The organism is Xanthomonas hortorum pv. pelargonii, from assembly GCF_024499015.1.
Lineage (GTDB): Bacteria > Pseudomonadota > Gammaproteobacteria > Xanthomonadales > Xanthomonadaceae > Xanthomonas > Xanthomonas hortorum_B.
On record NZ_CP098604.1, the window covers coordinates 4850603 to 4869706 of the forward strand.

Annotated in this window: 19 protein-coding genes; 14 read left to right on the forward strand and 5 right to left on the reverse strand. The window is 65.1% G+C overall.

Annotated features, from left to right (window positions below; all coding sequences use genetic code 11):
* Positions 1-55: 55 nt before the first annotated feature.
* Positions 56-997, forward strand: a complete 942-nt coding sequence (locus NDY25_RS20755) for a homoserine kinase (protein WP_168960081.1) — start codon at positions 56-58, stop codon at positions 995-997.
* A gap of 74 nt (positions 998-1071) precedes the next feature.
* On the opposite strand, the gene NDY25_RS20760 is transcribed toward NDY25_RS20755, so the two are convergent.
* Positions 1072-1386, reverse strand: a complete 315-nt coding sequence (locus NDY25_RS20760; RefSeq protein ID WP_023903805.1) for an EthD family reductase — start codon at positions 1384-1386, stop codon at positions 1072-1074.
* A gap of 173 nt (positions 1387-1559) precedes the next feature.
* Here NDY25_RS20760 and thrC point away from each other — a divergent pair, with 173 nt between their 5' ends.
* Positions 1560-2867, forward strand: coding sequence for a threonine synthase (gene thrC / locus NDY25_RS20765; protein WP_168960082.1), 1308 nt, complete (start codon positions 1560-1562; stop codon positions 2865-2867).
* A 102-nt stretch (positions 2868-2969) separates the two neighbouring features.
* Entirely contained in the window at positions 2970-3716 is a 747-nt protein-coding gene (locus tag NDY25_RS20770) for a murein L,D-transpeptidase catalytic domain family protein (protein WP_256627656.1), read from the forward strand.
* 224 nt (positions 3717-3940) lie between these two features.
* Here the strand turns inward: NDY25_RS20770 and NDY25_RS20775 are convergent.
* Positions 3941-4703, reverse strand: a protein-coding gene (locus tag NDY25_RS20775) for an IS5 family transposase (RefSeq protein WP_256628008.1) whose coding sequence is annotated in 2 segments (ribosomal slippage) — positions 3941-4385 and positions 4384-4703 — 765 coding nt in all. Because the reading frame shifts where the segments join, the coding sequence is not laid out codon by codon here.
* Positions 4704-4783: 80 nt separating this feature from the next.
* Complete coding sequence (locus NDY25_RS20780) at positions 4784-5449, reverse strand: Crp/Fnr family transcriptional regulator (RefSeq protein WP_180336606.1); 666 nt, start codon at positions 5447-5449, stop codon at positions 4784-4786.
* A gap of 203 nt (positions 5450-5652) precedes the next feature.
* Between NDY25_RS20780 and hisS the strand changes: the two genes are divergently transcribed.
* The 11 genes from hisS to NDY25_RS20835 all read left to right on the forward strand — a co-directional run bounded on the left by hisS (position 5653) and on the right by NDY25_RS20835 (position 16539).
* Positions 5653-7089 carry a histidine--tRNA ligase gene (gene hisS, locus NDY25_RS20785; RefSeq protein WP_256627657.1) on the forward strand — a complete coding sequence of 479 codons (1437 nt, stop codon included), beginning with the start codon at positions 5653-5655 and terminating at the stop codon, positions 7087-7089.
* Between the two features lie 225 nt (positions 7090-7314).
* Positions 7315-7641, forward strand: a complete 327-nt coding sequence (locus NDY25_RS20790) for a YerC/YecD family TrpR-related protein (RefSeq protein ID WP_168959725.1) — start codon at positions 7315-7317, stop codon at positions 7639-7641.
* Between the two features lie 9 nt (positions 7642-7650).
* Positions 7651-8565, forward strand: coding sequence for an ATP phosphoribosyltransferase (gene hisG / locus NDY25_RS20795; RefSeq protein WP_168959724.1), 915 nt, complete (start codon positions 7651-7653; stop codon positions 8563-8565).
* Entirely contained in the window at positions 8562-9857 is a 1296-nt protein-coding gene (gene hisD / locus NDY25_RS20800; protein ID WP_168959723.1) for a histidinol dehydrogenase, read from the forward strand. Before hisG ends, hisD begins: the two co-directional genes overlap by 4 nt.
* Positions 9854-10945, forward strand: coding sequence for a histidinol-phosphate transaminase (hisC, locus tag NDY25_RS20805; RefSeq protein ID WP_168959722.1), 1092 nt, complete (start codon positions 9854-9856; stop codon positions 10943-10945). The genes hisD and hisC overlap by 4 nt, the downstream gene beginning before the upstream one ends.
* Positions 10942-12069, forward strand: a complete 1128-nt coding sequence (hisB, locus tag NDY25_RS20810; RefSeq protein WP_168959721.1) for a bifunctional histidinol-phosphatase/imidazoleglycerol-phosphate dehydratase HisB — start codon at positions 10942-10944, stop codon at positions 12067-12069. Before hisC ends, hisB begins: the two co-directional genes overlap by 4 nt.
* Entirely contained in the window at positions 12066-12668 is a 603-nt protein-coding gene (hisH, locus tag NDY25_RS20815) for an imidazole glycerol phosphate synthase subunit HisH (protein WP_168959720.1), read from the forward strand. The genes hisB and hisH overlap by 4 nt, the downstream gene beginning before the upstream one ends.
* The gene (gene hisA / locus NDY25_RS20820) at positions 12665-13399 is read left to right on the forward strand and encodes a 1-(5-phosphoribosyl)-5-[(5-phosphoribosylamino)methylideneamino]imidazole-4-carboxamide isomerase (RefSeq protein ID WP_168959719.1); all 735 of its coding nucleotides are present in this window, start codon (positions 12665-12667) and stop codon (positions 13397-13399) included. Before hisH ends, hisA begins: the two co-directional genes overlap by 4 nt.
* The gene (hisF, locus tag NDY25_RS20825; protein ID WP_168959718.1) at positions 13393-14169 is read left to right on the forward strand and encodes an imidazole glycerol phosphate synthase subunit HisF; all 777 of its coding nucleotides are present in this window, start codon (positions 13393-13395) and stop codon (positions 14167-14169) included. Before hisA ends, hisF begins: the two co-directional genes overlap by 7 nt.
* A gap of 35 nt (positions 14170-14204) precedes the next feature.
* Positions 14205-14783 carry a bifunctional phosphoribosyl-AMP cyclohydrolase/phosphoribosyl-ATP diphosphatase HisIE gene (gene hisIE / locus NDY25_RS20830; protein WP_256628018.1) on the forward strand — a complete coding sequence of 193 codons (579 nt, stop codon included), beginning with the start codon at positions 14205-14207 and terminating at the stop codon, positions 14781-14783.
* Between the two features lie 169 nt (positions 14784-14952).
* Positions 14953-16539 (forward strand): calcineurin-like phosphoesterase C-terminal domain-containing protein, encoded by a 1587-nt coding sequence (locus tag NDY25_RS20835; RefSeq protein ID WP_168959716.1) that lies wholly within the window; start codon positions 14953-14955, stop codon positions 16537-16539.
* 288 nt (positions 16540-16827) lie between these two features.
* On the opposite strand, the gene NDY25_RS20840 is transcribed toward NDY25_RS20835, so the two are convergent.
* On the reverse strand, positions 16828-17919 hold the full coding sequence (locus NDY25_RS20840) for a C13 family peptidase (RefSeq protein ID WP_168959715.1): 1092 nt from the start codon (positions 17917-17919) through the stop codon (positions 16828-16830).
* 484 nt (positions 17920-18403) lie between these two features.
* On the reverse strand, positions 18404-19102 hold the full coding sequence (gene mtnC / locus NDY25_RS20845) for an acireductone synthase (protein WP_168959714.1): 699 nt from the start codon (positions 19100-19102) through the stop codon (positions 18404-18406).
* Positions 19103-19104 lie beyond the last annotated feature (2 nt).

Genomic DNA, 19104 nt, shown 5'->3' on the forward strand with positions numbered 1-19104 from the left:
AAACCAGGCGGCTGTAAATCAAACGGCGCTAAATCAGACAACCGAAGCGAATCACGTGGCGACCGCGACACAGGGCCTGCACGAAGCACGCGCCTTCGCACCGGCTTCGGTGGCGAATGTGGCAATAGGATTCGATCTGCTCGGTTATCCCATCGACGGCGTCGGCGACACCGTCACGGTGCGGCGCATCGACGAGCCACTGGTGCGTATCGCTGCCATCCGCGGCACCACCGTCGCCTTGCCACTGGATGCCGAACGCAACACGGCGGGCGCGGCGTTGATCTCGTTGCGTGCGGCATTGGCGCTGCCATTCGGCTTCGAGATAGAGATCGACAAAGGCATCGCCTTGAGTTCGGGCATGGGCGGCTCGGCTGCATCGTGCGTAGCGGCTATGGTTGCCGCCAACGCGCTGCTGGATGCGCCGCTGCGCAACGAGCAGCTCTACCAGTACGCACTCGATGGCGAGGCGGTGGCCAGCGGTAGCCGCCATGGCGACAACCTGGGGCCGCTGTTTTTAGGCGGCCTGGTGTTGTGCACGTTGGAGCGGCTGGTGCCGATCAGCGTGCCGGCCGCGTGGCATAGCCTGCTGGTGCATCCGGACGCGGTGTTGGAAACCCGCCGCGCGCGTGAAGCCTTGGCCGGCGACTATCAATTACGCGAGTTCGTCGCGCAGAGCACCAACCTGGCGTTGGTGTTGGCTGGCTGCCATGCCGGCGATGCGGGCCTGGTGCGCGCAGGCTTGCGCGATGTGTTGATCGAGCCACGCCGCGCGCCGTTGATCGCCGGGTTCGCGGCTGCCAAGCAAGCTGCGCTGGATCACGATGCACTGGGTGCCAGCATTTCCGGCGCCGGCCCCAGTGTGTTCGCCTGGTTCGAATCGCGCGCGGCCGCCGACGCTGCGGCCGCATCGGTGAAGGCTGCATTCGCAGACGTTGGCCTGGATAGCCAGCACTGGGTGTCTCCGATCGCCAGCCCGGCCGCGCGGTTGCTCGCATGAGTCGGCGCGCGCATGCGGTACTCGACCAATCACGCTTGCAGTGCACGCATGCCGTGCAACCTGCGACGCAGCATTCAACCGACCACGACCTCGCTGATCTGCATCACCGGCGCAAGATCGGTGTAGTTGGGGATGTCGCCCAGGATTTCCTCGGCATGCGGCCCGAAACTGGCGCCGAAGGCCTCCACCGAGTCACAAAAAATGTGGCACATGCCGATGTAGGGCGGGGTGCTGCCCGGCTCGCCGCCACTGATGCCTTTATCCACCGTGTAACTGAGGCAAGCCGCGCCCATCCGTGCGCTCACCAGCGGCATGTGGGTGTCGCGGTAGTAGGCGTGGTCGAAGCGGGCGCCGTCGCGGTACGGGTACATCACGCTGACCTTGATCATCTGCCTGCTCCACGGAAAGGTGCCCGCAGCATAGCGCCGTGGCGCTGGCGGTGGATGACCATCTGGCCGGATGCGGCCGGGGCACCGACATCGGCCCAACCGCCAATCCCGGTCTCCGCGTTCTCGGGCAATGCCGCGTTGCCCACCTCGTTCTCGCTTTGTCTGGAGTCACCATGAACTTCATCTCCACCCGCGGCGGCGCGCCTGCCGCAAGCCTGAGTCAGGCGATTGCCGCCGGCCTGGCGCCCGATGGCGGCCTGTACGTGCCGCAGATCCTGCCGCCGGCACGCACGCTCACGGCCGGCGCCGATCTGGCCGACACCGCCGCTACGTTGCTGCAGCCTTTCTTCGAAGGCGATGCGCTGGCAACAGAGCTGCCGGCCATCTGCGCCGAAGCGTTCGACTTCCCCGCGCCGTTGGTGCCGCTGGCTACGCCCGGCGATTACGCGCTGGAGCTGTTCCATGGGCCGACCGCCGCATTCAAGGATTTCGGCGCGCGCTTCCTTGCCGCCTGCCTGACCCGCCTGCGCCGCGCCGAAGACCGCCCGCTCACCATTCTGGTCGCCACTTCCGGCGATACCGGGGCTGCGGTGGCTGCGGCATTCCATCGCCAGCCGGGCTTGCGCGTGGTGGTGCTGTATCCGGATGGCCGCGTGTCGCCGCGCCAGGCGCATCAGTTGGGATGCTTCGGCGACAACATCCAGGCCTTGCGCGTGGCCGGCTCGTTCGACGACTGCCAGGCGATGGTCAAGCAGGCCTTGAGCGATGCCGCGCTGCAGGCGCAGGTGCCGCTGAGTTCGGCCAACAGCATCAGCCTGGGGCGCTTGCTGCCGCAGATGAGTTACTACGCGCATGCCGCTCTGCAACACCATGCCGGCGCGGGCGCGGCGCTGAATCTGGTGGTGCCCACCGGCAATCTGGGCAACGGGCTGGCGGCGATCCTGGCGCGCGCGCTCGGTGTGCCGTTGGGCCGTATCGCGCTGGCGTCCAATGCCAATCACGTGTTGCCGGATTATTTTGCCGGCGACGATTACGCGCCGCAGCCCAGCGTGGCGACGCTGGCCAATGCGATGGACGTGGGTGCGCCGAGCAATTTCGAACGCCTGCGTTGGCTCTACCAGGGCGACGATGCCGCGTTGCGCGAGGCATTCCGTGCGTTGTCGGTGGACGATGCGGCGATCCGCCACACCGTGCAGCAGCGCTTTGCGCGCTACGGCGAAGTGCACTGCCCGCACACCGCCACCGCCGTGCACGTACTCGAACAACTGCGCGCAGAAGGGGCCGAGGGCGGAACCGGCGACTGGGCGGTGGCGGCCACCGCGCATCCTGCCAAGTTCGAGGGCGTGGTGGAGCCGCTGATCGGCCGTGAAGTCGAGGTTCCACCGGCGCTGGCCGCGCTCTTGCAGCGTCCCGCACACGCCGAAGCACTTGCGCCGGACTACGCCGCTTTCCGGCAGCGCCTGCTTGCGGATGCGGCCTGACCCCAACGTGTTCAGGCGCCAGGGGTTGGAAAGTGCCGCACATGGGGCTATCTCTATCGGGTGCGGCCCCGGCGTGGTGTCGCGTCCGCTGTGGGTTGTTGCATGTCTTATCGAGTAATTGCCATTGCCGCCGCGTTGAGTGGGTACGCAATGGCTGGAGCGGCCTTTGCGGCCGACGCCATTTCAGCCTCCACCGTGGCGCCCTTGGGCGCGCCGGGCATGGGCCTGGTTGACGCGTTGGCGCGCCAGGCGCCGTCGCTGGACCGCCAGGTGCTGGCCTTGGCTGCCGAGGCGCTGCAATGCGCCCGGCAGCGCCAGCAGGTGGGTGCCGAGCGCGTGCTCAGCGTCATCGACTACAGCCGGCCATCGACCGAGCGCCGGCTGTGGGTATTCGATCTTGAGCGGCAGCGGCTGCTGTTTCAGGAATGGGTGGCGCACGGGCGCAACACCGGCAACAACCTGGCGGCGAAGTTTTCCAACGACGATGGCAGTTTCCAGTCCAGCCTGGGCGCGTTCACCGCGCAGGAGTCCCATACCGGCCACAACGGCTATTCGTTGCGGCTCAAAGGCCTGGAGCCCGGCTTCAACGACCATGCGCGCGACCGCGCGATCGTGATCCACGGCGCGCCCTACGTCAGCGAGGCGGTGATCCGCTCCCAGGGCCGGCTCGGGCGCAGCCTGGGCTGCCCGGCCGTGCGACCGGCGGTGGCCAAACAGTTGATCGACACCTTGCGTGAAGGCGCCTTCGTGTTCGCTTACTACCCGGACCGTGCCTGGCTGCGGCAATCGCGGCTGTTGAGTGGCGGATGTGGCGCATCGGTGGCGAGTGCGAACGTGGGCGGGCGCTGATTCCTTAGCGTCTTAGTCGCGGGGCTGTCACCAGCGCGATCGGCCTGCAACGCTGGCAGTGCTTTCGAACTGGCGCGTCGGTCACTCGGCGATGTGGGTACCGGGGCAACCTGCAAATCGTCGGCAGTGGTCCTCAGTGATCCGGTGCGGGCAGGCGTGCAGAGGTTATGTGCTTGCTGCTGCCAGCCGCGCTTGTTGAGTGCGCGCGCTCTATCTAGGGCCTGTTAACACATCCGAAGCCCATCAACGACCAGGACGAAGCTGAGGAATCCAAGGAACATGACATCCAGCTTCTCGAAGCGCGAGAAAATCCGGCGGTAGCCTTTCAAGCGACGGAACAGTCTCTCCACTTCGTTACGCCGCTTGTACATCTCCCGGTTGTATTCCCAAGGCTCGACCCGATTGGATTTCGGCGGGACCACCGGCACGAAGCCAAGATCGAGCGCCAACTGGCGGGTTTCGTTGCCTTCGTAAGCACGGTCCATCAACAAATGAATCGGCCGCTCCACTGGCCCCAGGTGTTCAAGCAACGCGCGGCCTGCAGGTGCGTCATGCACGTTGCCAGGCGTCAATCCAAAGGTGATGGCTGTTCGAGCATCTGCGGCAACCATATGAATCTTGGTGTTCCATCCACCGCGAGACTTGCCGACGGCCTGCGGGCCGTTTTTTTAATGCACCCGTGCCATCGGGATGGACCTTGACGCTGGTGGAGTCCAGCGAGACTGCTTCGATCTTGATGCGCACGATCTGGGACTTCTGCAATTGGGCGAACATCCGGTCCAGCACACCCGCCTTGGCCCAACGGTTCATGCGTGTGTAGACCGTATGCCAGTTGCCAAAGCGCTTGGGTAGGCCGCGCCATTTGCAGCCATGCTCGGCAACGTAAAGGATGGCGTTGACCACTTGCAGGTTGGTCATGCTGACATCGCCGCGCTGCGCCGGCAGGCAGTGTTCGATCAGAGAAAATTGTGCTGGCGTGATCTCCATGCCCAATAGTTTAATCGCTCGGGCCATTAGTGTTAACAGGCCTTAGCTAGATGAACCGGTCTGACCAGAGCTGCCACACCTCAAACCGTATCGCCGGCCAGGCTGCGCAGCGCCGCGTAATCCAGGATCTGCACCAGATGCAGTTGCGGCAGCGCGATCAGCTGCTGTTGCCTGAGCTTGGTGAAGGTGCGGCTCACCGTTTCCACGGTCAGCCCGAGATGGTCGGCAATATCGCTGCGGCTCATCGGCAGCGCCACGGTGTCGCCGCTGGCACCGGGCTGGGTGGAGCGCGCCGCCAGCCGCAGCAGGAAATGCGCCAGCCGTTCGCTGGGTTGCAGGCGCGCCAGCAGCAGGCCGGTGTCCTGCGCGGCGGCCAGTTCCATGCTGGCGCGCTGCAGCAGCTTGCGTTCCAGCTGCGGGTAGCGATCGCGCAACTGGCGCATCTGTGTGATCGGCGTGCGGCAGACCCGGCTGTCGATGATGGCTTCAATGTCGTGGCGGTGCTGTGGCGTTTCGGTCAGCCCGACGTAGTCGCCGGGCAACACGAATCCGGTGATCTGGCGGCGTCCGTCGGCCAGCGTGCGTACCAGCCGCAACGCGCCGGAGGTGACGGTGTAGACGTGATGGCGGCTCTCGCCCGCGCGCACCAGGGTGCTGCCGGGCGCATAGGTCTGGGCGTGGGTGGCCTGGTCCAGTGCTTCCATTTCCTGTGGCGACAGCGCCGCGCAGATGGCCCGGTCGCGCACCGCGCACTGCGCGCATTCGGAATGGCGCGCGTCGCTGCCCGATACGGCGCTTGGCACCGCACAGTTCGTGCTGGGATCTGAAAGCTGCCGGTACATGGGCCATGCATTGCCAAGAGGCGCTGCAATGATACGCCATGCGGTCAGCGCGGCCGCCAGCCGGTAGAATTGCGCGTTCGCCACATTGCCCTGCAGGAGTTTCGCTCGTGATCAAGCCCCGTACGCCGCCCGGCATCATGGAATTGCTGCCGCGCGAGCAGATCGCGTTCCAGCGCATGCTGGACGTCATCCGCCGCAATTACGAGCGGTTCGGGTTCCTACCGGTCGAAACCCCGGTGTTCGAGCTGTCCGACGTGCTGTTGACCAAATCCGGCGGCGAGACCGAGCGCCAGGTGTACTTCGTGCAGTCCACCGGCGCGCTGGCCAATGCGGCGGCCGCCGCCGACGAGGGCGCCGAGAGCGGCGGCCTGCCGGAGCTGGCGCTGCGCTTCGACCTGACCGTGCCGCTGGCGCGCTATGTGGCCGAGCACGAGCACGACTTGAGCTTCCCGTTCCGCCGTTATCAGATGCAGCGCGTGTACCGCGGCGAGCGTGCGCAGCGCGGGCGCTTCCGTGAGTTCTATCAGTGCGACATCGACGTGATCGGCAAGGATGCGTTGAGCATCCGCTACGACGCCGAAGTGCTGGCGGTGATCCACGCGGTGTTCGCCGAGCTGGGCATCGGCGAGTTCAAGGTGCAGTTGAACAACCGCAAGCTGCTGCGCGGCTTTTTCGAAAGCCTGGGCGTGGCCGAGGGCGAGCTGCAGCTGGCGGTGCTGCGCGAGGTCGACAAGATCGACAAGCGCGGCGCCGATTACGTGCGCGATACGCTGGTGGGCGAGGGATTCGGCATTGCAGCCGCACAGGTCGACAAGATCCTGGCCTTCGTGGCGGTACGCTCGAACGGGCATGCCGATGCGTTGGCGCAGTTGCAGGCGCTGGACGCCTCGGTCGGCGCGAGCGCGACGCTGGGCGAGGGCATTGCCGAACTGCGCGAGGTCCTTGAATTGGTCAAGGCGTTGGGCGTGCCCGAGAGCGCGTACCGCCTGAACTTCTCGATCGCACGCGGGCTGGATTACTACACCGGCACCGTCTACGAGACCACGCTGACCGATCACCCGCAGATCGGTTCGATCTGCTCGGGCGGCCGTTACGAGAGCCTGGCCAGCCACTACACCAAGTCCAAATTGCCCGGCGTAGGCATTTCGATCGGTCTGACCCGCCTGTTCTGGCAGCTGCGCGAAGCGGGCCTGATCCAGGGCATCGCCGAAAGCAGCGTGCACGCGATGGTGGCGTTGATGGACGAGTCGCGCCTGGGCGATGCGCTGGATATCGCGCGCCGGCTACGCATCGGCGGCATCAACACCGAAGTGCAAATGGAGCCGAAGAAGATCGGCAAGCAGTTCCAGTACGCCGCGCGTGCGGGCATCCGCTTCGTGGTGCTGGCCGGCGACGACGAACTGGCGCGCGGCGTGGTGGCGGTCAAGGACCTGGTGCGCGAGCAGCAGTTCGATGTCGCCCGCGACGAGCTGGCGAGCACCTTGCTGGTGGAGCTGGAGCAGGCCAAGGCGATGCTGGTGGCTGGTGGCTTCAAGGCCGATTGAGTCGCTGGCTGGCCAGCTAGGGAATGCAGCCAGGTTGGTACAGCGTAGGCGATGGCGCCCCCGGGTACCGATGCGGAAACAAACCCACTGACACCTCACTGTCGGTGGGTTTTTCGTTTCCGGTCCGCAGCAGGGTCCGCTACTTCGCTGAACGCTTCGGACTGCAGCGCTTGTCCCGCGGACCCCGCTTGCGTTAACGTACTAACACGCTATTACATTAACGCAATGAAACAACGACCCGCTCCCCGCGAAAGTGCTGATGTCGCCGCCTCCCTCAAGATGCTGGCCGATGCCCTGGCGTGCCTGAAGGAGCCCGGCGCAGTCGAGGCCTTTCTGCGCGATCTGTGCACGCCTGCCGAGCTGGAGGCCATGTCCGACCGCTGGCGGGTGGTGCCGTTGTTGATCAAGGGCGTGCCGTATCGCGAGATCCACGAGCTGACCCAGGTCAGCGTGACCACCATCGGGCGCGTTGCACGCACCCTGGAACACGGTGCCGGCGGCTATGCCACGGCCCTGCGCGAGCAATCGGCGCGCCCTGACGAATCCCACTGAGAGAACAAGATGAGTGCTTCCACGGCAGCACCGGCACGTGACCGGTTGCGTATCGCCATCCAGAAGAGCGGCCGTCTGGCCGAACCGGCGCGCAGCCTGCTGGCTGCCTGCGGGCTGAGCTGGCGGCAGAGCCGCGACAAGTTGTTCTGCTACGGCGAATCGCTGCCGGTGGACCTGCTGCTGGTACGCGACGACGACATCCCAGGCCTGATCGCCGATGGCGTCTGCGACCTGGGCATCGTCGGCCAGAACGAGCTGGAAGAGCAGGCCGCCGAGCGCCGCCGCAACGGCTTGCCGGCCGCGTATCACGCGGTGCGCGGGGTCGGTTTCGGCCAGTGCCGCCTGATGCTCGCGGTGCCGGAGGAGTGGGACTGGCAGGGTGTGGAGCAACTGGCCGGCAAGCGTATCGCCACCAGCTATCCTGCGATCCTGGCCGACTGGCTGGAGCGCCAGGGCATCGACGCGGCGGTGGTGGAATTGTCCGGCTCGGTGGAAATCGCACCGCGCCTGGGCACCGCCGATCTGATCTGCGATCTGGTTTCCAGCGGCGCCACCCTGGCCGCCAACCAGCTCAAGCCGGTCGAACTGGTCATGGAAAGCGAAGCAGTGCTGGCCGGCGCCGTGCGCGAACCGGCCGATGCACGTGCCGCCTTGTTGGCGATGCTGCTGCGGCGCATGGACGGCGTGCTCAAGCTGCGCGACAGCAAGCTGCTGATGTTCCGAGCCGAACAGGACAACGTGGATGCGTTGCGCCGCCTGCTGCCCGACGCCGACCCACTGGTGCAGTTGCCAGACGATGGAAACGGCGTTCTGCGGTTGCAGACCATGTGTCATGGCGCGGTGACCTGGCAACGCTTGGAAGAACTCGAACGCGCCGGTGCGCAAGGTCTGATGGTGTTGACGGTGGAGCGCTCGCTGGCATGAACATTCTCGATTGGTCCCAACTCGATGCCGCTGCACGCAGCCAGGCATTGACCCGCCCGGTGCAGACCGTGGCCACTCAGACACGCGAGGCGGTCGCTGCGTTGATTGCCGATGTGCGCGCCCGCGGCGATGTCGCATTGCGCGACATCACTGCGCGCTTCGATGGCGTGTTGCTGGAGAGCTTCGCCGTGAGCGAGGCCGAATTCGCAGCAGCCGAAGCGGCGGTGGCCCCGGAGCTGCGTCAGGCCATGCAGGACGCTGTGGCGCGGATCGACACCTTTCACCGCGCCGGCATGAGCGCAGGCTATGCGGTGGAAACCGCGCCGGGCGTGGTATGCGAAAAGATCGTGCGGCCGATCGGCCGGGTCGGCTTGTATGTGCCGGCCGGAAGCGCGCCGTTGCCCTCGACCGCATTGATGCTCGGCGTGCCGGCGCACCTAGCTGGTTGCCGTGAGGTGGTGCTGTGCACGCCGCCGCGCAAGGACGGCAGTGTGGATCCGGCGGTGCTGGTCGCCGCGCAGCTGACCGGCGTGCGCCGTGTGTTCAAGCTCGGTGGTGCGCAGGCAATTGCGGCGATGGCGTATGGCACCGAATCGGTTCCGAGTTGCGACAAGTTGTTCGGCCCTGGCAACAGCTTCGTTACCGAAGCCAAGCAGCAGGTGGCGCAGTCCGGTGCGGCGGCGATCGACATGCCTGCAGGCCCGTCAGAAGTGCTGGTGATTGCCGATGCCGGTGCGCAGCCGGCCTTTGTCGCCGCCGATCTACTCTCGCAGGCCGAACATGGCCCGGATTCGCAAGTGTTGCTGTTGTCCGACAGCGATGCGTTGATTGCAGCTGTAGAGGCGCAGTTGGACGTTCAGCTGGCGCAGCTGTCGCGTGCCGAAATCGCGCGCCAGGCCTTGGCGCAATCGCGCCTGATCAAGGTGCAGACGCTGGACGAGGCATTTGCGATCAGCAACCGCTATGCGCCGGAACACCTGATTCTCGCACTGCGCGAACCGCGTGCGTGGCTGAGCCAGGTCGAAGCGGCCGGCTCGGTGTTTTTAGGCGATTACACGCCCGAAGCGCTGGGCGATTACTGCAGCGGCACCAACCATGTATTGCCGACCAGCGGCGCGGCACGCGCCTATAGCGGCGTGAGCGTGGCCAGCTTCCAGAACATGGTCAGCGTGCAGGCCGCCAGCAAGGCAGGCATCGACGGCATCGGCGAATGCGCATTGATTCTCGCGCGTGCCGAAGGCCTGGATGCGCACGCCAATGCGGTGGCGTTGCGGATGGGAGTGGCAGCATGAGGACCACATCGATTCTGGATCTTGTGCGTGAGGACCTGCGCGCCTTTGCCGGCTACTCGTCGGCACGTACCAGCGCCTTGCAGGGCGATGTGTGGCTCAATGCCAACGAGTCGGCGTGGGGAAATCTGGCCGACCCGGGCGCCAGCACGCGGCGCTATCCGGATCCGCAACCCAAGGGGCTGCGCAGCGCGCTGGCGGCGCTGTACGGCTGCGCGCCCGAGCAACTGTTGATCGGCCGCGGCAGCGACGAGGCGATCGATCTGCTGGTGCGCGGACTGTGCGTGCCCGAGCGCGATGCGGTGGTGGTGACCCCGCCGGTGTTCGGCATGTACGCGGTGTGCGCGCGCTTGCAGAACGCGCCGTTGGTCGAAGTGCCGCTGGTGGATGGGCCTGAGGGTTTCCACGCGGACATCCCTGCGATTGTCGAAGCAGCGTTGGCCTCGCGTGCCAAGTTGGTGTTCCTGTGTTCGCCGTCCAACCCGGCCGGCTCGGCGATTGCGTTGGACGAGATCGAAACCGCCTTGCAGGCATTACAGGGCAAAGCGCTGGTGGTTGTCGATGAAGCCTATGGCGAATTCTCCGATGTGCCATCGGCAGTGAGTCTGCTTGCGCGCTACGACAATCTGGCCGTGTTGCGCACGCTGTCCAAGGCGCATGCGCTGGCGGCGGCACGCATCGGCAGCCTGATCGCCAACGCCGAATTGATCGCCTTGCTGCGGCGCTGCCAGGCGCCGTACCCGGTGCCGACCCCGTGCGCGGCGATGGCCGAGCAGGCCTTGTCCGCGCCGGCGCTGGAAGTCACCCGTCGGCGCATTGCGGAGGTGCGCAGCGAGCGCACACGCGTGCACAAGGCGCTTGAACAACTGGCCGGTGTGCGTCAGGTGTATCCCTCGCAAGGTAACTTCTTGCTGGTGCGCTTCGACGATGCCGAAGCGGTATTTCAGGCGCTGCTGGAGGCCGGTGTGGTGGTGCGCGACCAACGCGCGGTGCCGCAGCTGTTCGATGCACTGCGCATCACTCTGGGCACGCACGAACAAAACGAGCGCGTGTTGAGTGCGCTACAACGCAAGCAGGAGGCCGCCGCATGACCCCGATTCTTTTCGTCGACCGCGACGGCACGCTGATCACCGAGCCGGCCGATTACCAGATCGACGCCTACGAAAAACTGCGCTTCGTCGACAACGTGATTCCGGCGATGCTCAAGTTGCGCGATGCCGGCTACCAGTTCGTCATCGTCAGCAATCAGGACGGCCTGGGCAGCGAAAGCTATCCGCGTGCGTCCTTCGATGGCCCCAACAAGCTGATGCTGCAGATCTTCGCCAGCCAGGGCATCGTGTTTCGCGAAGTGTTGATCGACTGCAGCTGGCCCGCTGACAACGCGCCCACGCGTAAGCCCGGCGTCGGCCTGATGGTGCCGTATCTGCAGGATCGCAATATCGACTGGGCACGCTCGGCGATGGTGGGCGACCGCATCACCGACATTCAGTTCGCGCAGAACCTCAATATCCGTGGCTTCCAGCTGCGTACCGACGAGTTTGGCGGCGAGTGGGACTGGCCTGGCATCGCACACGAGCTGGCCGATGCACCCAGGCGTGCGGTAGTCCAGCGCAACACCAAGGAAACCAAGATCCGCGTCGCACTGGATCTGGATCGCGTGGCCGAACCGCACACTGCCACCGGCCTGCCGTTCTTCGATCACATGCTGGAGCAGATCGGCAAACACGGCGGCTTTGCGCTGGACATTCGCGCCGAAGGCGATCTGCATATCGACGAGCACCACACCATCGAAGACACCGGTCTTGCGCTGGGCCAGGCCTTGCGCGAAGCGCTGGGCGATAAGCGCGGCATCGGCCGTTACGGCTTCGATCCTGAAGACAGCCCGTGGCGTGTTGCCGGCGACACCGCGCAACATGGCTTCACGCTGCCGATGGACGAAACCATCGCCAGTGCTGCGCTGGATTTCAGCGGCCGGCCGTACTTCGTGTTCGAAGGCGATTTCAAGCGCGAGCGCGTGGGCGACATGCCCACCGAACTGGTGCCGCATTTTTTCCGTTCGATCTGCGATGCGTCCGGTTTGAATCTGCACCTGAGCGTGCGCGGCGAGAACGATCACCACAAGGTCGAAGCCTGCTTCAAGGCCCTGGCGCGTGCGCTGCGTCAGGCGATCCGCCGCGAAGGTACCGCGTTGCCATCGACCAAGGGTGCGCTATGACCGACCTTGCGCTGATCGATGCCGGCGGCGCCAATCTGGGCTCGGTGCGCTATGCGTTGGAGCGGTTGAGCGTGGAAGCGCGCGTGGTACGTGATGCCGAAGGGTTGCAGGGCGCGCAGCGCGTCATCCTGCCCGGCGTCGGCGCCGCACCCGAAGCGATGTCGCGCTTGCGCGCGCAGGGCTTGATCGAACCTTTGCGACAACTGCAGGTGCCGCTGATCGGCATCTGCTTGGGGATGCAATTGCTGTTCGAACATTCCGAAGAAGGCGATGTCGATTGCCTCGGGTTGTTGCCGGGCATCGTGCGCCACATGACGCCTGCGCTGGGTATTCGCGTGCCGCATATGGGCTGGAATCAACTGGTGCCGATGCGCGAATCCGCGTTGCTGGCCGGTCTGCCGGAACGTGCAAGCGCCTATTTCGTGCACGGTTATGCCGCGCCGGTGACGGCCGATACCGTAGCCGCCTGCGATCACGGTGGCTTGTTTACCGCGGTGGTGCAGCAAGGCCTGCGCTGCGGCGCGCAGTTCCACCCCGAGCGTTCGGCCGAAACCGGTGCACGCATCCTGCGCAATTTTCTTGAGATGAGCTTCCCATGAGTTTCACCGTTTACCCGGCGCTGGATATCCGCAACGGCCGCGTGGTGCGTTTGCTGCAAGGCGATTACGCAAGCGAAACCCAGTACGGCGACGATGTACTGCCGCGCGCGCAGGCGTTTGCCGATGCCGGCGCGCAGTGGATGCATCTGGTCGATCTGGATGCGGCGAAGGCGGGCGGCTATACCTTGGCCGCGACACTTGGCGAGATCGTGCGCCAGACTGGCCTGCACGTGCAGACCGGCGGCGGTGTGCGTTCGCGCGACGATGTGGCACGCATCCTCGATGCCGGCGCCGCACGCGTGGTAGTGGGTTCCTTGGCCGTGCGCGAGAGCGAAACCGTCATCGGCTGGCTGCAGGAATTCGGTGCTGATCGCTTGACCATCGCGCTGGATACCAGGCAAGACGCGCACGGCGTCTGGCAATTGCCGGTGCATGGCTGGACCGAAGCGGCGGAAGCCACGTTGGATCAGCTGGCCGTGCGTTACGCGCAGGCCGGGCTACAGCATCTGCTGTGTACCGACATCGCGCGCGACGGCATGCTGTCCGGCCCCAACATGGACTTGTACGCACACCTGCGAACGCTGGCGCCGCAACTGCAGGTGCAGGTCTCCGGCGGTGCGCGCAATCTGGCCGATGTGGCTGCCGCCAAGGCTGCAGGCTGCGCCGGCATCGTGCTCGGCAAGGCCTTGCTGGAAGGGCATCTGGCCTTGAAGGAGGCACTGGCATGCTGAGTCGCCGCATCATTCCCTGCCTGGACGTGCGCGACGGGCGCGTGGTCAAGGGCGTCAAGTTCCGCGACCACATCGACATGGGCGACATCGTCGAGCTGGCGCTGCGCTATCGCGCGCAAGGTGCCGACGAGCTGGTGTTCTACGACATCGGCGCCAGCCCGGAAGGACGCTCGGTCGATTACACCTGGGTCGAGCGGGTCGCGCGGTTGATCGATATTCCGTTCTGCGTGGCTGGTGGTATTCGCGATGTGGAAACGGCACGTGCGGTGCTGCATGCCGGTGCCGACAAGATTTCGATCAACTCGCCGGCACTCGGCAGGCCGCAGCTGATCTCCGAGCTGGCCGATGCCTTCGGCGTGCAATGCGTGGTGGTCGGTGTCGACTCGATTCGTGAGGAAGATGGTGAGTGGCGCGTGCGTCGCTATACCGGCGACCCGAGCAAGACCCAGGCCTTGCCGATGCGCACCCTGGATTGGGTGGCCGAAGCGCAGCGTCTGGGTGCCGGCGAGATCGTGCTCAACTGCATGGACAACGATGGCGTGCGGCGTGGCTATGACATCGCGCAATTGCGTCAGGTGCGTGCGCTGTGCCACGTGCCGTTGATCGCCTCAGGCGGTGCGGGTGAGATGCAGCATTTTGCCGATGTATTCGACCAGGCCGATGTCGATGGCGCATTGGCCGCCAGCGTGTTTCATAGCGGCGCGATTCCGATTCCGGAACTCAAGCAATTCCTGCGCGCGCAACAGATCGAGGTACGTGATGGGCAGTAACGAACGAAACAGCAGCGGGCGACGCGCTCGCCGCGCTGGACTGGAGCAAGGGCGACGGCTTGCTGCCGGTGGTCGTGCAGGACGCCGACAACCTGCGCGTGCTGATGCTGGGCTACATGAATGCCGAAGCCTTGGCGGTCACCCAGCAGCGTGGCGAAGTCACCTTCTTCAGCCGCAGCAAGCAGCGTTTGTGGACCAAGGGCGAGAGCTCGGGCAATGTCTTGCGCGTGGTGTCGATCGAGACCGATTGCGATGCCGATACGCTGCTGGTGCAGGCGCGCCCGCATGGGCCAACCTGCCATCTTGGCCGCACCAGCTGTTTCACGAATGCGCCAGGCCAGTTCCTCGGCAGTCTGGATGCCTTGATCGCCGCGCGCGAACACGAGCGCCCGCACGGCAGCTACACCACCAAACTGTTCGAGCAGGGCATCCGCCGCATCGCGCAAAAAGTGGGCGAAGAGGGCGTGGAAACCGCACTGGCCGGCGTGGTGCAGGGCGATGCCGAGTTGCTCGGCGAATCGGCCGATCTGCTGTATCACCTGATCGTGCTGCTGCGCGCGCGCGGCCTGGGCCTGGGTGATGCGGTGGCGCTGTTGGAGTCGCGGCACAAGTAACGTGGCGTTGTAGAGCGCCCTTGGGCGCGATGAGGCGTTATCGATAACGCCCATCGCGCCCAAGGGCGCTCCTACGAGGATGTGTCGTATGTCTTTCGGCCTTCAAAACCGCGCTGTGCGCCTCGCCACCACAGGTACAATTTCCGCTGATCTTTTCGCGGGAAAACGCATGCAGCTTCGTATCGCTCTGTTGGCCCTGGGATTGCTCGCGGGAAGCGCATACGCGCGCGATGCGGCTGTCGACGGCATCGTCTACGAAGAGCGCGACGGGCAGGCCGGACGCAGCGCGGATGAGCCGGGCATCGCCGGGGTCACCGTTTCCAACGGCGAGCAGCTGGTGCGCACAGATGCGCAAGGCCGCTACCGCTTGCCGGTGCGCGACGGGCAGACGGTGTTCGTGATCAAGCCGGGCGACCGCAGCTTTGTACCAACCGCCGACGGACTGCCGGGTTTCTGGCGTCACTACGCGCCCAAGGGGTCGGCCAAGCGCAAGTACCCAGGCATCGCCGCCACCGGGCGCAATACGCACAGCTGGGATTTTGCACTGACCCCGCGCGCAAGTGCTGCCGCCGATGGCTTTCAGATGCTGGTGTTCGCCGACAGCCAGACCGCCAGCCTCGTCGACGTGGGTTACTACCAGCGCGACATCGTCGCGCCGATCGTCGGCAAGACCTCGGCCCGGCTCGGCACCACGCTGGGCGATATCGTCAGCGACGATCTGAGCCTGTATCCGGCCTTGAACAAGGTCACCACGCAGTTGGGCGTGCCGTGGTTCCATGTGCCGGGCAATCACGATCTCAACTTCGATGCCGGCGACGATGCGCATTCACTGGATAGCTGGCGTGCGGTCTACGGCCCGGATACCTATGCGGTGGAACAGGCCAACGCCAGCTTCGTGTTTCTGGACGATGTGATCTATACGCCCGGCGCTAAGCCGGCGTATGTCGGCGGACTGCGCGAGGATCAATTCGTGTTTCTGCGGGCGTATCTGGCGCAGTTGCCGCGCGAGCGCCTGCTGGTGCTGGGCATGCATATTCCATTGTTCGATGCAGCGCCAGGACAGGAAACCTTCCGGCATGCAGATCGCAGTCGCTTGTTTGCGCTGTTGAAGGAGTTTCCGCATGTACTGGTGCTCAGCGGGCACAGCCATACCCAGCGGCAGGTCGATCACGGCGCCGACGAAGGGTGGCAGGGCGCCCGCCCGCTGCACGAATACAACGTCGGCGCGGCCTGTGGCGCGTTCTGGTCGGGCGCCAAGGACGGCGACGGCATTCCCACCGCCACGATGAGCGACGGCACGCCGAATGGTTATGCGGTGCTGCAGGTCGCGCCCAGCGGCGACTACACCCTGGCGTATCACGCCGCGCGCGCGGCCGACGACGCGCAACTGCTGTTGCATGCGCCCAAGGTGCTGCGCCAGGGCGCGTATGCGGCGTGGGGCATCTACGCCAATGTGTTCATGGGGCAGGACGATACCGTTGTTCAGATGCGTATCGACAATGGCGCATGGCAGCCGATGAAGCGGGTGGAGCGTGCCGACCCACGCTTGCTGGCCGAGAACGTGCGCGACGATGCGGCCGAGCAATTGCGCGGTTACGACCGCTCGCCAGAGGCCACACCGTCCACGCATCTATGGCGTGGCGCGTTGCCGACCACGTTAGAGGTTGGCGAGCATACGGTTGAAGTGCGTGCTGCGTTGCCGACTGGTGAGTACAGCGCAAACACTGTGTATCGCTTGCAGCGTGCGGATCCTTGATGGAGAGGCGTGCGTCGTGCGTGGGTTCTTGGTGTGTAGCCCATCGCGCATAAATGCGCTCCTACGGCATTTTCTTGGTCGGAACGTTTGCGTTGGATGCGGCGCATCAACCCTGTCGCCAGAAACACAAACGCCTCCACAAGGGAGGCGTTTTGGGATCCGGGCTGGCAGGCGATGGCGCGCTGGCGGGGATCGATGCTGGCTGGCGTGCGCTGGCTGGCTGCGCGAGTGTAGCGAGGCCGCGTAAGCGCTGACGAAATGAGAATTAGTCTCAGCGGGTTGCAGCTGTCAGGGTGTCGACGGCGCAGGTACAGGCGACGGTTTGCGCGTAGTGGTGGAGGCCGTCGGCAGCTTGGTTCTCGTCGGGCTGTCCGCTGACTCAGCCTCGGAGTCGGCCTTCGGATCGCTTTCCTGCTCGGCGTCCGGCGCAACCTCCAGCGGCGGATATGGATAGGCAACCGCCGGCCCTGCGTGCAGCCCCGCACGCCAGCGTGCCAGCACCGGCGCGATGCGTCTGCCGAGCGATTGCTGCGGCAACGAGGGCAGTTCGCCGTCCTGTCTCTCGCGCGCAGTGATGGCGGCCTTGGCCACATCGAACGCAGCCAACGGGTCGTCGCGCTGGTTCATCGCATCGATCAGCCAGGCCTGGCCGAAGTAGGTCGCGTTGGAGGTATTGCCGCAGCCGAACGATGGGCGATCGGCACGCGCAGCGGTGAGGATCAGCGTGTCCGGCGAGCGCAGCGCCGGAATGAAGCCGCCCGAGTAGCAGGCCGACAGCACGATGATGCGATTGCCGATGCCGGCATCGTCCAGCGCCTTGCGCAGGTCCTGCGGGCTGATGAAATCCTCTTCGTTCTCGTCCACCTGCACATACAGCGCGTGGTCTTCGGTGCCGTGGGTGGTGACGAACAGCAGCAGCGCGTCTTCCTTGCGATCCATGCGCTTGCCGACCGCGGCGAGCGTGTCGTAGAGGTTGTCGTAGGTTGCCAGCGGTGCGTATGGCTGCTCGCCCAGATTGTCCGGGTTGTTGACCAACGTGACCACGCGGCCGCGCGCATCGAAGCGCTGCTCGAACAGCTGCTTGAGGTACAGCGTCTCGTTGCGGAACACGTCGTCGCTGGCATCGCCGGCGAAGCCGACCACATACAGGTCGGTGATGCCGGGGCGCTGTGGCTGCAACGCTTTCAATGCCTGCGCAAGCGCGGCCTGGTCGACCGCATCGACCTCGTCCTGAGTTGCCGCAGCCTGGCTCTTCGCAGATTGGCTCGGCAACGCGGCACCGGCGTCGGGATGGCAACCGGCCATCAAGGTCACGATGACGATCAACAGCGACAGGCGCCGCAGCAAGGCGTTCGGTCCGATGGTGAAATGCAGCGACATGAAAAACGCCGAGGTCTAAGAGAAACGGGTGGAGCGCCTGGGCGCAGTGATCGCAACGTAGACCGTGACGTTGCATGACGTCCACTGATCCATTTCAAGCACGTCTTGAAGAACAGGTCTTGCAGAATACGTTTTATAGAGCGGCCCTTTAAGCGTGGCTTGCAAAATTACTGCGCAGCCGCCAGGCAGGCGCGGTCGGTGCTCGGAATCGGCATCTACCACTTACTCCGGTTCCTCCGCGCCCACCTGACAAACTGCTAGCTACGTTTTGTTAGCCGCTCTAAGTGCATGCGTCGCCGATACTTAATCGGCATCATCCGCCGGCATCACTCGGCTAACAGAACCTGGCCGGCGGTCGTCCCATGGATTTGGACGGCGCGCCGAAGGCCGCAGCCTACGCGCGATAAAAGGCGCGTGATACATGCCGCATCGAACACCGACTGCACTCACATGCCAGTGCGCCCAGCCGGTTTGTCGAGCGCGCTTACAGCACCAGCTGGGTAAAGCTCTCCACACGCTGATGGCTACCGACATCCTCAGCCGAACGCGGGGTGGGGTAGTCCTCCAGACGGTCCAGCAGCGCGGTGCGCATACCGGCACGTTTGGCGGCATCGAGCTCTTCGATCACGTCCGACAAGAACAGGATCTCGCCCGGTGGCACACCGATGCGTTCGGCAATGCGACGGTAGCTGGCGCTCTCGCGCTTGGGGCCGACCTCGGTATCGAACCAGTCGCTGACCAGCCCGCTCAGGTCGCCCGCATCGCTATGCGCGAAGAACAGCTTCTGCGCCGGCACCGAGCCGGACGAGTACACGTACAGCGGAATGCCGGCCGCATGCCAGGCCTGCAGCTGGATCGCCGCATCGGCATAGATATGCGCAGTGAAGTCGGCGGTCTTGTAGCCATCGCCCCAGATCAGCCCCTGCAGGGCCTTGAGCGCGGTGTGCTTGCGGTCTTCGTCGATCCAGGTCTGCAGCGTGCTGACCAGGACCTCGTCGGGCACGTCCTCGCCGATTTCATCGGCCACCTGGTTGAGCCAGTGGCGCACCTGCGGGTGGCTGCCGTGCTCCTGCACATAGGCCGGCATGGCGCGGCGCGCATACGGAAACAACACGTCCTTGACGAACGAGATGCTGCTGGTTGTGCCTTCGATATCGGTGAGGATCGCTTGCGGTCGTGTCATCG

What these genes read in the sequence shown, in the direction of transcription:
- hisB (WP_168959721.1), top strand. Translation starts at nt 10,942, where the DNA reads ATGACCCCGATTCTTTTCGTCGACCGCGACGGCACGCTGATCACCGAG.
- hisF (WP_168959718.1), top strand. Translation starts at nt 13,393, where the DNA reads ATGCTGAGTCGCCGCATCATTCCCTGCCTGGACGTGCGCGACGGGCGC.
- NDY25_RS20770 (WP_256627656.1), top strand. Translation starts at nt 2,970, where the DNA reads ATGTCTTATCGAGTAATTGCCATTGCCGCCGCGTTGAGTGGGTACGCA.
- hisG (WP_168959724.1), top strand. Translation starts at nt 7,651, where the DNA reads ATGAGTGCTTCCACGGCAGCACCGGCACGTGACCGGTTGCGTATCGCC.
- mtnC (WP_168959714.1), bottom strand. Translation starts at nt 19,102, where the DNA reads ATGACACGACCGCAAGCGATCCTCACCGATATCGAAGGCACAACCAGC.
- hisC (WP_168959722.1), top strand. Translation starts at nt 9,854, where the DNA reads ATGAGGACCACATCGATTCTGGATCTTGTGCGTGAGGACCTGCGCGCC.
- NDY25_RS20840 (WP_168959715.1), bottom strand. Translation starts at nt 17,919, where the DNA reads ATGTCGCTGCATTTCACCATCGGACCGAACGCCTTGCTGCGGCGCCTG.
- NDY25_RS20760 (WP_023903805.1), bottom strand. Translation starts at nt 1,386, where the DNA reads ATGATCAAGGTCAGCGTGATGTACCCGTACCGCGACGGCGCCCGCTTC.
- hisH (WP_168959720.1), top strand. Translation starts at nt 12,066, where the DNA reads ATGACCGACCTTGCGCTGATCGATGCCGGCGGCGCCAATCTGGGCTCG.
- NDY25_RS20790 (WP_168959725.1), top strand. Translation starts at nt 7,315, where the DNA reads ATGAAACAACGACCCGCTCCCCGCGAAAGTGCTGATGTCGCCGCCTCC.
- NDY25_RS20835 (WP_168959716.1), top strand. Translation starts at nt 14,953, where the DNA reads ATGCAGCTTCGTATCGCTCTGTTGGCCCTGGGATTGCTCGCGGGAAGC.
- thrC (WP_168960082.1), top strand. Translation starts at nt 1,560, where the DNA reads ATGAACTTCATCTCCACCCGCGGCGGCGCGCCTGCCGCAAGCCTGAGT.
- hisA (WP_168959719.1), top strand. Translation starts at nt 12,665, where the DNA reads ATGAGTTTCACCGTTTACCCGGCGCTGGATATCCGCAACGGCCGCGTG.
- hisD (WP_168959723.1), top strand. Translation starts at nt 8,562, where the DNA reads ATGAACATTCTCGATTGGTCCCAACTCGATGCCGCTGCACGCAGCCAG.